Origin of the sequence: Psychrobacter sp. Ps2 (assembly GCF_022129405.1) — a bacterium.
Lineage (GTDB): Bacteria > Pseudomonadota > Gammaproteobacteria > Pseudomonadales > Moraxellaceae > Psychrobacter.
Genome location: NZ_JADQAM010000061.1, coordinates 598,877 through 612,035, shown reverse-complemented (window position 1 = coordinate 612,035; position 13,159 = coordinate 598,877). Strand labels below are relative to the sequence as shown.

The window sequence follows — 13,159 nt, the reverse complement described above, 5'->3', positions numbered from 1 at the left end:
GCAATTTAGCAATTTAGCAATTTAGCAATTTAGCAATTTAGCAATTTAGCAATTTAGCAATTTAGCAATTTAGCAATTTAGCAATCAGCTATAGTATCAACACGCTGGCCAATCCTAAAAAGGACATAAAGCCGACGATATCCGTGACAGTCGTTAAGATAACCGAAGCAGATAGAGCAGGGTCGATATTCATCCGTTTTAGCATCAGCGGTATGCTGATACCCGAGACATTAGCTGCAGTCATGTTGATTGCAATGGCAAAACCGATGACGGCACTGATCTTAATATCATGAAACCATAACTGAGCAATAAACGCCATAATTATCGCCCAGATGATACCGTTTATCGCACCCACCCACAGCTCTTTATTTAACAGCCAGACACGGTTGGAACCACCGATTTGACCCATCGCCATCCCGCGGATAACGACCGTCAGCGTTTGCGAGCCAGCAATACCGCCCATACTGGCGACCACTGGCATCAATATCGCTAGCGCCACGACTTGTGCCAATACTTCTTCAAACTGTCCAATCACTGCTGCGGCTAAAAGGGCAGTACATAAATTGATACCTAGCCAAACGCTACGGCTTTTAGCACTGGTTAGGATGGGGGCAAACAGCTCTTCATCTTGGCTAACACCAGCGAGGTTTTTCATGGTGCTGTCGACATCATCTTGGATAATCTCCATGATGTCTTCACCGTTTAGTTGACCAACCAGCTCGCCATGGCTATTGATGACGGGGGCAAAGCGGATGTCTTCTGAACGAAAAATCGCGGCTGCATCTTGAATATCCAAGCGATCATTAATTGTAATGGCAGTATCAATCAGCTCCGAGACTAATGTATTCTGTTTATGCTTAATTAAATCTACTAGACTCAGTAGCCCTAGCAATTGCTGGCTTTGATCGACAACTAACAGCTCTTGGCTCTCGTCATCGAGCAGGTCATCGTTTTCACGCAGCCACTCTTGTACATCTGCTAGGTAGATATCGTCCCTTATCTGGATAATATCTGGATCCATATAGCTACCCACTTCCCAGTCAGCATAAGTATCAAGCTTATTGACTTGGACCCGCGTCTCTTCGTCCAGCGTTGCCATGACTGAGGTACGTACGCTCTCAGTGACGGTATCCAAAATCTCAGAGATGTCTTGAGCATCAAGGTCTTGGGTAAACAAGGAGATTTCTTGAGAAGAAATATTCTCCATCAACGGCTGGCGCGTATCGACATCTAGTTCGGCAAGTACCTCACCTTTGATATGCTCTGGCACCTGCGCCCAAATCAACAGACGGTTTTGAGTCGGGAAGGATTCTAGTAGGTTGGCAATCTCATATTCGGACTGCTTTTCCAAAAACTCTGTAATGGCCTCGTATGCTTTATCAGCAACCAACCCCTGCAGATACAGAAGCTTATATTCGGCACTATATTCAGCCGAGTTATAATCTCCTGACAGCATGGCGGTTCGTTCCTGATTGGGCGTCGGGGTAGGCATAAGTGTTCCAAGTTTTTACAGTCGAGTTTTTACAGTATATAAAGAACAATAACGATTATAACAATCGTTTTTTGCACAGTCTAAAGCGTGTTCTTGCAAGCGTTTTACTTAAGTGTTTATTACTCAGATGCTTAAATGTTTTGAGTAAGATTAACGCTTACCCAGTAACGCTCGAATATTGGCCAGATATTCATCAGCAACGGCTTCGGGGTCTTTGGTCGCTTTTTTCTTTTTCGCTTTGGCAGGCCAATCAATATGATCCTCAGGTAACTCATCCAAAAATCTGGATTCTGAGGTAACGCGCATCTGACCACCAGCACGGCGCTGGGTCGCGAGCGTCAATGTTAGTTCACGACGTGCACGAGTAATACCCACGTACATCAGACGGCGCTCTTCTTCGACCGTCTCACTCATAATGGAGTTGCGATGCGGTAGCATCTCTTCCTCGAGCCCCATGATATAAACAAAATCAAACTCCAAGCCCTTTGCCGCATGTAAGGTCATCAAGTTAACTTTGTTGGTATTCTCTTCTTCTTGCTGTTGCTCGAGCATATCAAGCAAAACCAGTTTACGAATGATGGTATCAATCGTCCGATCTTCGTCTTCTTCAGCGCGATTAATCAAGGACTGAATACTGGTGTAGAGCATATCGATATTATCAATACGGTTTTTTTCTTGTTGCGGCGTTTTGGCATCGCTACGCACGAAATCAATATAACCTGTCTCATCAATCATCTGGCGTACGATCGGCACAGGGTCTGGGTGTTGATCCAGCTCACGCGTATAGTGCTCGATGAATTCACCAAACTCTTTTATCGTACCATAAGCCTTTGATGGCAATACATGAGTCAGGCCAGCATGGGTACAAGAAGCCAATAGCGATATGCTGTGCTCTTGCGCAAATAAACCAAGTTTTTCTAGCGTTGCGGGTCCCATACCGCGCTTAGGTGTATTGATAATACGCAAAAATGCGCTGTCATCTTCGGGGTTCAAAATCAGGCGTAGATAGCCCATGATGTCTTTGATTTCACTACGCGCAAAGAACGACTGACCGCCTGATAATTTATAAGGTACTTGCAACTGGCGCAGTTGTGCCTCTAGCATACGTGCCTGAAAGTTACTGCGGTACAGTACCGCATACTGTTCCCACTCATTACCAAAACGCAGCTTATGAGTGACGATTTCTTTGGCCACGCGCTCGGATTCATCATCGTCATTACGGCAGTTAATAATGCGGATTTTTTCGCCTTGACCTTTATCTGACCACAGTTTTTTCTCGAATAAATGCTCGTTGTTTAGAATAACGGCGTTGGCAGAGGTCAAAATACGCGTGGTTGAGCGATAGTTTTGCTCAAGCATAACGATTTTTAGTTTTGGAAAATCTTCTTTTAGCAGGGCCATGTTTTCAGGCTTCGCCCCGCGCCACGCATAGATAGATTGGTCATCATCACCTACCACGGTGAAGCGACCTTGCGGACCGACCAAGTATTTAATCATTTCATACTGGGCGGTATTGGTATCTTGATACTCATCGACCAATAGATAACGAATACGGTTTTGCCATTTGTCTCGCAGTTCTCTGTTTTCACGCAATATCTTGGTTGGCAAGACAATCAAGTCATCAAAATCGACGGCATTATAAGCACGCAAGTTACGCTCATAAAGCGCATATAACGTGGCAAAAATCATGTCTTCTGGATCGTCTAGCGTTTCCATCGCCTTATCGGGCTCGACCAAATCATTTTTCCAATCCGAAATCATTTTGATGGCTTTACCGACCAACTCGCGGCTTTCAGCGCCACTCAAGTTGTCGCGCATCATCAACTCCATCAGCAAGCGCTTACTGTCGTCGCTGTCCATGATAGAAAAATTGCCTTTTAGTGGAGTATGAATCAGCTCATAGCGCAAAAACTGTAGACCAAATTGGTGAAAGGTCGATACCGTTAACCCGCGCATTTTTTCGCTTGGTAGCAATTTGCTTACCCGCGCTTTCATCTCACGTGCTGCTTTATTGGTAAAGGTCACGGCGGTGATGCGCTCAGCTGGCATGTCACATTCTTGGATTAGGTAAGCAATCTTACGCGTAATCACAGAGGTTTTGCCGGAGCCAGCACCTGCAAGTACAAGTAATGGACCAGATACGTAGAGCATGGCTTCTTGTTGTTTGGGATTGAGTTGACTCATAACGTGACCTGTAAGACAAAAGCAAAAAAGAAGGTAGCGCTGATATGAAAAAGATAGATAAACGCAGCGCGCATCATCAAAATTCGTATCGTTGCGATATTTTCATAATCTTTATTATAAGAATAATAGAATTTAAGGTTTGATGATGGCATATCATAAAAATCTGGTGGGTCATTATAAAGCAAAAATGCCCACTTTGGGGGAGGACTTGGGTGATGAAAGTGGGGTATTTGGACACTTGATTTTTGACAAATAGCGTGGCAGTGTTTGCTCGTAGCCAAAAGTACGGATTTGGGGTTAATATAAGGTAAGGTCTATATCATAATTCATAGTAAAAAAAACACATTTTTTTTACACAGAAAGTGACCGTTCAATACAGTTAAAAACTAGCTTTTAGGCACTGATATGCGTATAGTACGTAAATAATTTATGCCAGTTGTCACGTCATTGTTGACCACGTGTAATGAGCTATTAAATCAATTAAGTAAGCAGTCAGATATGATATTGATTTAATACGTTGATCTTACGTTGTTAGAAGATGCGTTGGGCGACCAGCCTTTATCCGCGCGAATACCGGAATCTCTACAGTTGGTCACGTCTGACATCGTCGTCAATAAGCTTGATAATTGGTTGTTACCAGCAAAATACCTAACATGTGACTCAATGACAGTTACTTAAACACAGTGACAGTTACTGAAGTGCAGTGACAATTACTTAAATAAAGTCACTTTTTAAATAAAGTCACTTTGTGTTTTCGTCTGCGTTATACCTGTCGCAACATGGCCTGAGTGGGTCAGTGCTTGCGCTGTGTCTAACACTCGATTGGGTGAGGAGCACGTATTATCATGTCTGCTTTTAATTGGTCAGCCATTGCTTTTATTTTAGCCGCCATTGGGCTAGTTGTCTTTATGCTGGTCGTACCGCGTTTACTTGGCGGTCGCTCTCAAGGCTCACAAAAGGAAGAAGTATTTGAAGCGGGTGTTGTCGGATCTGGCAACGCCCGTATTCGTTTGTCTGCAAAATTCTATTTAGTGGCCATCTTCTTCGTTATTTTTGACTTAGAAGCGCTGTACTTATACGCTTACGCTGTTTCCGTTCGTGAAACTGGCTGGGCGGGGTTTATTGCGGCAGCGACCTTTATCATTGATTTGTTAATTGGTCTGGTATACGCTTTAAGTCTGGGGGCTCTAAACTGGGCACCTGCTGACAAATTGCGTAAAAAAGTACGTCTCTATACTGCGCCTGCTGGCTTTAACTTAGCAGACATCACCAAGTTTGATGGTGTCGATGAGCTGATGGTCGACCCGACTGGTAAGATACCCGCGCAGTCCTCAGGACAGATTAATGTCTCAAACAATATTGAGACCAATCGTCGTCATTTACAAAATATCGATCATATTAATACCACAGGTAATGTTACTTCTGTGGACTTTGCGACGTCTGCGCATCAGGATAATAAGCGCTAACTATTTTGCTTATAGTTATTGGCTTTTAAAACTGATATCTAGGTTTGATAAAAAGTTATAAAGATCAAAGCTAGTGGCAACAATATGATAACGACAAGATTGTAAAGAATATGGCAGTCGATTTATATTAATGGCCACTTATTAATAATAGAAGTTATGGCGCTAGTGAAGACAAGATAATTGCCACGCTGAGCCTAATATAAAGGTTGTATGTTATGAAATACACATTAACAAAAGCCAACCCTGATGCAGATGTCTATCCTGCACAGACCAGTCAAACAGTCAACGATCCTATCGAAGACGAAGTCAATAAAAACGTCTTTATGGGTCGTCTTGAAGACCTCGTCCATTCAACAGCAAACTGGGGGCGCAAGCACTCATTATGGCCATTTAACTTTGGTACGTCTTGCTGTTACGTCGAATACGCCACTACTTTAACCGCGGTTCATGATTTGTCACGCTTTGGGGCAGAAGTTATTCGTGCTTCACCGCGTCAGGCCGATGTGATGATCGTCGCTGGTACTTGCTTCGTCAAAATGGCCCCCGTTATTCAGCGCCTCTATGAGCAAATGCTTGAGCCAAAATGGGTCATCTCGATGGGTGCTTGTGCCAACTCGGGCGGTATGTATGATATCTATTCTGTCGTGCAAGGCGTGGATAAAATAATACCCGTCGATGTCTATGTACCGGGTTGTCCGCCGCGTCCAGAAGCGTTGATTCAAGGTTTGATGCTGCTACAAGAATCTATTACCAAAGAGCGTCGTCCGCTGGGTATTCATGTCAATGAGCAGGGTATTTATAAGCCACAAATGACCCCTGAGCGTGACCGTAAGCAAGCGGATCGTATCGCGGTCAAAAACTTACGTAGCCCAGATAGCATTTAAGTTACAGACAGTATTTAAGTGTTAGAGAGCATTTAGACTTATAGCAACAGTTTCAATATTTTATGCGCTTATCATAGTTCGGTTATGATTAACATAGCTCAGTTATGGTTGACATAGTTCGGTTATGACTAACATAGTTCAGTTATGATTAATGAAGGAATACATCATTCATGGTCACGGTAGTCGAAAACATAGATCCTAAGATCAAGCCCGTCCCAGCAGTCATCACAGAGCTGGAGCAAAAGTATGCTGGTAAATTTGTCGTGCAGCAGACTGTGGATGAGATTCCAACGGTTTGGGTTGCGCGTGCGGATTTGCTCGATGTTCTCTTATTCCTGCGTAAATTGCCACAGCCATACGTCATGCTATTTGACTTGTCAGCGATAGATGAGCGTCTGCGTCAGCATCGCGCGGGTTTGCCTGACAGTGACTTTACGGTGTTTTATCACCTAATGTCGCTTGAGCGTAATAGTGATGTACGTATTAAGGTCGCGCTGAGTGAAGACGATGTTAATGTACCAAGCGCCACCAATATTTGGCCAAATGCTAACTGGTATGAGCGTGAAGTGTGGGACATGTTCGGTATCATCTTTACAGGTCATCCGCATTTGACCCGTATTTTATTACCGAAATACTGGGAAGGTCATCCACTGCGTAAAGAATATCATGCGCGTGCGACGGAATTTACCCCATATTTCTTGAATACGGCCAAGCAACAATACGAGCAAGAAAACCTGCGTTTCGTCCCAGAAGAGTGGGGCATGAAGCGTTCAGGTCGTGATGAAGACTTTATGTTCTTAAACATCGGTCCTAACCATCCTTCTGCTCACGGTGCGTTCCGTTTGGTGCTACAGCTGGATGGCGAAGAAGTTGTCGATTGTATCCCTGATATTGGCTATCACCATCGCGGCGCAGAAAAAATGGCTGAGCGTCAAACATGGCACTCATTTATTCCTTATACCGACCGTATCGATTATCTTGGCGGTGTAATGAATGAGCTGCCGTACATCATGTCGGTTGAAAAGCTTGCAGGGATTACGATTCCACCGCGCGCTGAAACCATCCGCGTGATGATGAGTGAGTTTTTCCGTATTACCAATAACTTACTATTCGTCGGTACCTTCATTCAGGATGCGGGCGGTATGACCCCGGTATTCTATATGTTTACCGATCGCCAAAAAGCTTATGACGTGATCGAAGCCGTGACTGGCTATCGTATGCATCCTGCTTGGTTCCGTATCGGTGGTACGGCTGCTGATCTGCCACGTGGTTGGCAGCGTTTGGTGCGTGAGTTCTTAGATTGGATGCCAAAACGCTTGGACGAATATGTCAAAGCGGCATTGCAAAACAGCGTACTCAAAGGCCGTACCCAAGGTGTTGCTCAGTACAATGCCAAGCAAGCATTGGCTTGGGGCGTGACGGGTGCAGGTCTGCGTGCGACAGGCGTTGACTTTGATCTGCGTAAAGCGCGTCCATACATGGGCTATGAAAATTACGATTTTGAAGTGCCAGTCGGTTACAACGGTGATGCTTATGATCGTTGTATGGTAAAAGTCGAAGAGATGCGTCAGTCATTGCGTATTATTCGTCAATGTATGGACAATATGCCGCAAGGCCCTTATAAAGCGGATCATCCGCTGGCCGTACCACCGCCGAAAGACCGTACATTGAATGATATCGAAACGCTTATTAACCACTTTATCTCGGTATCTTGGGGTCCTGTGATGCCAGCGGGCGAATGTACAACGATCGTTGAGGCGACCAAAGGTCTGAACAGTTATTACATTACCTCAGACAAGGCCACGATGAGCTATCGTACCCGTATCCGTACGCCGACATTTGCGCATTTGCAGCAGATGCCATCGGTTATTAATGGCTCGCTGGTTTCTGATGCCATTATGTATTTGGCATCGATCGATATTGTGATGGCGGATTGTGATCGTTAGAGCCGTGCTTCAAAAGTATTTGTTCATCAATATATTATTGCCTGATGGCACACCAAAATGCTGTCACTCGTCAATATAACTACAGTTTTAAGCAGACTGATATTGGCTTGTGATAGAGCAGGATGAGTGAGGAAAGACAGAAGATTATGAAAATTGTTTCCGACAAAATGCCAAAAGTAGATGTGGAAAGCATTCTCACCAGTGATGAAATTGCTGCCATTCATGAGTTTATGCACCATTACCCACAGGCGCGTGCCGCCTCGCTAGATGCGCTAAAAATCGTGCAAAAGCGTAACGGCTGGGTCGATGATGCGCAAGCAAATGCCATTGCCAACATCCTAGACATTCCGATGTCAGATATGGATGGGGTTGCGACTTTCTTTAACCGTATTTATCGCCAACCTGTCGGTCGCCATGTGATTCTCATATGTGACTCTGTGGCTTGTTATTTGACAGGTTATGAGGCGCTGTCAGCTGAGATTAGATCACAGCTGGGTATTGAGTATGGTCAGACTACTGCTGATGGACGTTTTACCCTATTGCCAATTTGCTGCTTGGGCAACTGTGATAAGGGACCAGCGGTACTGATTGATGAAGACACTTACGGCCCTGTCCAGCCATCTGAGGTCGCGCAATTATTGGAGCTATACGCATGAGTTTAACGATTTCAGAGCAAATTGCTCGTCGCGGTCAAGGTCAAGCGCCAAGCCAGCTAAATGCACAGCGTGTTCCAATCTATGGTGATAAAGCGACAGCCACTAGCGAAACCAAGCCTTTGACTTGGCGTTTAGCCCATCATGATGCGGTGCTTGATTTAGCCACTTATGAATCTCTAAAAGGCTTTACAGGTCTAAAAGAAGCACTATCTAAGTCGCCTAAAGACGTCGGCAATATGATTAAAGCGGCCAATGTTCGAGGTCGCGGCGGTGCAGGTTTTAACGCTGGTCTTAAATGGTCGTTTATGTCGCCGCCGGACGGTTTGCCGCGCTACCTCATCTGTAATGCGGATGAAATGGAGCCGGGCACGTTTAAAGACCGTCTGCTCATGGAGCGTCTACCGTTTCAGCTGATCGAAGGTATGCTAATTACCGCTCATGCGATTGGCGCCACTGACGGTTATATCTTTATCCGTGGTGAGTATATCTTGGCCGCTGAGCGTTTGGTCGCTGCTATCGAAGAGTGCTTGGCCAACAATCTCATGGGTAACAACATTCTGGGCTCAGATTTTAGTTTTAACCTGCATGTGCATACGGGCGCTGGACGTTATATCTGCGGTGAAGAAACAGCGTTAATTAACTGTCTAGAAGGCCGCCGTGCTAACCCACGTACTAAGCCGCCATTTCCACAAATCTCTGGTGCATGGGGTCGTCCAACCGTTGTTAATAACGTTGAAACTCTATGCAATATGCCAGCGATTTTGAATCATGGCGTTGAATGGTATCAGTCGTTATCTGAAATTAAAGGCAAAAGTAAAACGCCAGGAACCAAACTATTCGGTTGCTCAGGATTGGTTAATGATCCAGGCCTTTGGGAATTACCATTTGGTTATACAGCTCGCGAAATCATTGAAGATTTAGCGGGTGGTATGAAAGATGGTAAAACACTGAAAGCTTGGCTACCGGGCGGCGCCTCGACTGACTTTTTGACCGCAGAACATTTGGATGTGGTGGTGGATTTTGACACCATTCAAAACGCTGGTAGCCGTATGGGTACTGGTCTGATTATGGTCGTCGATGAATCACAAGACATGGTGCCATTACTACGTAACCTTGAGATTTTCTTTCAGCGCGAGTCATGTGGTTGGTGTACACCATGCCGTGATGGTCTACCGTGGGGTGTCAAGCTGCTTACCGCCATCAATGATGGTGAAGGGCAAGTGGGCGATGTAGAAAAACTAGAAGGCCTGACGCGTGATTTATGGATTGGTAAAACGTTCTGTGCGCATGCCCCAGGTGCGATGGAACCACTAATGAGTGCGATTAAATATTTCCGTCCAGAGTTTGATCAAAAAATCGCGCAGGCGGTTGGTGTCGATGTTATTGATGCTGCAGCCAACCAACAGCCAGTAGTGAAATAAGGAGAGCGGCATGGCAGTCATACATATTGATGGAACCACTGTCGAAGTAGATAGCGCAGATAACTTGCTACAAGCCTGCTTATCACTCGGCATTGATGTGCCGTATTTTTGTTATCATCCAGCCCTTGGCTCAGTAGGCTCGTGCCGTCAGTGCGCGGTCAAACAATTCCAAAATAAAGAAGATATGGAAGCGGGTCGCGGTCGCCTTGTGATGTCTTGTATGGTCGCTCCTGGCGATGATATGTACATCTCGGTCACTGACGATGAAGCCAAAGCATTCCGCAAGTCGATGGTTGAGCTACTCATGACCAACCATCCACATGACTGTCCAACTTGTGAAGAAGGCGGACATTGTCATTTGCAGGACATGACGTATATGTCAGGTCATAGCCGTCGTCGCTATCGCTTTACCAAACGCACGCATCATAACCAAGAGCTTGGGCCATTCATTGCGCATGAGATGAACCGTTGTATCGCTTGCTATCGCTGTGTACGTTTTTATAAAGACTACGCGGGCGGCGAAGATTTAGGCGTTTATGGCTCAAACAATCGTGTTTACTTTGGCCGTGATAAAGATGGTCAGTTTGAAAGTGAATTTTCAGGCAATTTAACCGAAGTATGCCCAACAGGTGTATTTACCGACAAAACTCACTCTGAGCGCTACAACCGTAAATGGGACATGCAGTATGCGCCAAGCATCTGTCATGGTTGCTCAGCTGGTTGTAATATTTCACCGGGCGAGCGTTATGGTGAATTGCGCCGTATCGAAAACCGTTATAACGGCGAAGTAAACCGCTATTTCTTATGTGACCGTGGCCGCTTTGGTTATGGCTATGTCAATCGTGATGATCGTCCAACGCAAGCGCTTGAACGTATCAATGATAAGCATGTCAAAATCAATATTGACTACGCACTTGATGAAACCATCAAACGTATCAAAGATAAAAAAGTCATCGGGATTGGCTCACCGCGTGCCAGTTTAGAGACCAACTTTGCGCTAAAAAATCTCGTTGGCTTTGATAACTTTTCAACAGGTCTGAATCATCAGCAGCAAGCACTGGTCAATAAATGCATCGAAGTGCTTAGCACTGAAGGCATTTATAACCCTAGCATGACCGATATCGAAACGCATGATGCAGTGCTCGTATTAGGTGAAGACATCACGCAAACTTCATCACGTGTTGCGCTGTCAGTACGTCAAGCCGCAAAAAATGAAGGCTTGAAAATGGCAGCGGCGCTGCAAACGCAACCTTGGCTTGCTGAACCAGTTAAGCGTATCGCTCAAGATGCGCTAAGCCCAGTCTATGTCATCGATGTAACGCAAACTAAGCTAGAAGATATCAGTAAAGTGAGCGTAGTGGCGACCCCTGAAGACATCACTAAGCTTGGCTTCAAGGTTGCTGATGAGATTGCTAATTTCGCTGATGATTTAGCAGACATAGCAGATCCACAAGCAGCTGAACAAGATGCTGATACAAGTACTGAAACTGACGGTATGCAAGCATTGGCGCAGCAAATCGCTTATGACTTGATTCAAGCTGATAAGCCTTTAGTTGTCTCGGGTAGTAGCTTGTCTTCTACCGCATTGATAGAAGCAGCAGCACAGATTACCCAAGCATTGACCCAAAAACGCGCAGCAATTAAAGCGACTGAGCAGCAGCAGGTTGATGCACATAATGCCAAAGTACAGGCAGCGCAAGCGAAAGCGGCTAATGACCAGCCTGAAGAAGACCAAGATTTATCTGCTAAGCCAAACAAACCTGAAACAGGCGTGAATACAGAAGCTCAAGATGATGTCGAGCGTGAGCCTGCTGAAAAACTTGAATTAAAAGAAGTAAATAACAAGTATCAGGCACAAGCAGGTATTTACCTAACGGTCCCTGATGCCAATAGCATAGGCGTTTGTATGCTTGGCGGTCAGTCAGTTGAAGAACTGCTAGCGACTGATTACGATGTGGTCGTGGTTGCAGAAAACCAGCTAACAGATGCGATTGATGCCAATAAATTGACGCAGCTATTGACTGATAAAACAGTCATCGCATTAGATCATCAGCTCCTTGATTGGCATAAAGATGTCGATATTGTATTGCCAGCGGCGAGCTTTGCAGAAGCGGATGGTACATTAATATCAGCTGAAGGCCGTGCGCAGCGCTTCTTCCAAGTTTACGATAATGAATACTACCATCCGATGAGCAGCATTAAAGAAGGCTGGCGTTGGATACATGCTGTGCATAGCAGCATTGAAGGTCGTGATGTCGATTGGACGCAGCTAGATGATGTAATCAATGCATTGATTGCCACCCATCCTAAACTTGCAGGTATCAAAGGCGCTGCGCCTGATGCTGATTACCGTATAACGGGTCTGAAAATCGCGCGTCAACCGCGTCGTTATTCAGGTCGTACTGCTATGCGCGCGCCAATCTCAGTGCACGAGCCAATGCAGCCGAAAGATTTGGATACTGGTTTGACCTTCTCAATGGAAGGTTATAGCGGTAAAGAAACGCCAAGCTCGATGATTCCTTTTGCCAATGCGGCAGGTTGGAATTCACCGCAAGCATGGAACAAATACCAAGATAAAGTTGGTGGTCATCTCAAAAATGGTGATCCAGGTGTACGTTTGTTCGATCAGCTAGAGCGTCTAGCCACTCGTCAATATGTGGCGCCAGAAGCGATGTCTTCGAATACAACTGACTTACAGCACGGCCAAGCGAAACTGGTACCGATTCATAATATTTATGCCAGCTCAATGATGGCATCACGTAGCCCAATCGTCGCAGAGCAACTACCCGTTGCAACATGGCATATCGGTATAGATGATGCCAAAGACTGGAATATCGCTGCTGGTGATTACTTGGCGATTGAGATTGACAAGCAACAAATCACTTTGCCAGTACAGCTGGTCGGTTATTTGGCAGAAGGCTGTATCGGTTACCCCGTTGGGCAGGTGAGTATTATTCACCCATCAATGCCAGCATCGGTACGTAAAGTGGATGCACCAGTAACGATGATGGGTAGCATGGCTAACGACATGATTAATGATAATGACACAGCGCAAATAAACGCAGCGCCGACCACCACACAGGAGGTGTAATATGCAAGTTACCCGTATT

The 13,159-nt window shown here is 45.4% G+C and carries 8 protein-coding genes; 6 read left to right on the top strand and 2 right to left on the bottom strand.

Annotated features, from left to right (window positions below):
* Positions 1-88 precede the first annotated feature (88 nt).
* Together mgtE and I3254_RS14150 are read right to left on the bottom strand one after the other, a co-directional pair.
* Positions 89-1,492, bottom strand: a complete 1,404-nt coding sequence (mgtE, locus tag I3254_RS14155; protein WP_101206268.1) for a magnesium transporter — start codon at positions 1,490-1,492, stop codon at positions 89-91.
* A 150-nt stretch (positions 1,493-1,642) separates the two neighbouring features.
* A complete protein-coding gene (locus I3254_RS14150; RefSeq protein WP_114700718.1) occupies positions 1,643-3,676 on the bottom strand; it encodes a UvrD-helicase domain-containing protein in 2,034 nt (677 codons plus the stop codon).
* Positions 3,677-4,521: 845 nt separating this feature from the next.
* Here I3254_RS14150 and ndhC point away from each other — a divergent pair.
* From ndhC to nuoG, 6 genes are all read left to right on the top strand, one after another.
* A complete protein-coding gene (ndhC, locus tag I3254_RS14145; protein WP_238053287.1) occupies positions 4,522-5,142 on the top strand; it encodes an NADH-quinone oxidoreductase subunit A in 621 nt (206 codons plus the stop codon).
* Positions 5,143-5,357: 215 nt separating this feature from the next.
* Positions 5,358-6,026, top strand: coding sequence for an NADH-quinone oxidoreductase subunit B (locus tag I3254_RS14140; RefSeq protein ID WP_010198893.1), 669 nt, complete (start codon positions 5,358-5,360; stop codon positions 6,024-6,026).
* Positions 6,027-6,196: 170 nt separating this feature from the next.
* Positions 6,197-7,972: an NADH-quinone oxidoreductase subunit C/D gene (nuoC, locus tag I3254_RS14135; RefSeq protein WP_238053286.1), complete on the top strand. Its 1,776-nt coding sequence runs from the start codon at positions 6,197-6,199 to the stop codon at positions 7,970-7,972.
* 146 nt (positions 7,973-8,118) lie between these two features.
* On the top strand, positions 8,119-8,628 hold the full coding sequence (gene nuoE, locus I3254_RS14130) for an NADH-quinone oxidoreductase subunit NuoE (protein ID WP_057758927.1): 510 nt from the start codon (positions 8,119-8,121) through the stop codon (positions 8,626-8,628).
* Positions 8,625-10,049 carry an NADH-quinone oxidoreductase subunit NuoF gene (gene nuoF, locus I3254_RS14125; protein WP_238053285.1) on the top strand — a complete coding sequence of 475 codons (1,425 nt, stop codon included), beginning with the start codon at positions 8,625-8,627 and terminating at the stop codon, positions 10,047-10,049. The genes nuoE and nuoF overlap by 4 nt, the downstream gene beginning before the upstream one ends.
* 10 nt (positions 10,050-10,059) lie before the next feature.
* On the top strand, positions 10,060-13,140 hold the full coding sequence (gene nuoG, locus I3254_RS14120) for an NADH-quinone oxidoreductase subunit NuoG (RefSeq protein WP_238053284.1): 3,081 nt from the start codon (positions 10,060-10,062) through the stop codon (positions 13,138-13,140).
* Positions 13,141-13,159: the final 19 nt, after the last annotated feature.

Coding starts and splice junctions, on each gene's coding strand:
- nuoE (WP_057758927.1), top strand. CDS start 8,119: ATGAAAATTGTTTCCGACAAAATGCCAAAAGTAGATGTGGAAAGCATT.
- nuoF (WP_238053285.1), top strand. CDS start 8,625: ATGAGTTTAACGATTTCAGAGCAAATTGCTCGTCGCGGTCAAGGTCAA.
- I3254_RS14140 (WP_010198893.1), top strand. CDS start 5,358: ATGAAATACACATTAACAAAAGCCAACCCTGATGCAGATGTCTATCCT.
- mgtE (WP_101206268.1), bottom strand. CDS start 1,492: ATGCCTACCCCGACGCCCAATCAGGAACGAACCGCCATGCTGTCAGGA.
- I3254_RS14150 (WP_114700718.1), bottom strand. CDS start 3,676: ATGAGTCAACTCAATCCCAAACAACAAGAAGCCATGCTCTACGTATCT.
- nuoG (WP_238053284.1), top strand. CDS start 10,060: ATGGCAGTCATACATATTGATGGAACCACTGTCGAAGTAGATAGCGCA.
- ndhC (WP_238053287.1), top strand. CDS start 4,522: ATGTCTGCTTTTAATTGGTCAGCCATTGCTTTTATTTTAGCCGCCATT.
- nuoC (WP_238053286.1), top strand. CDS start 6,197: ATGGTCACGGTAGTCGAAAACATAGATCCTAAGATCAAGCCCGTCCCA.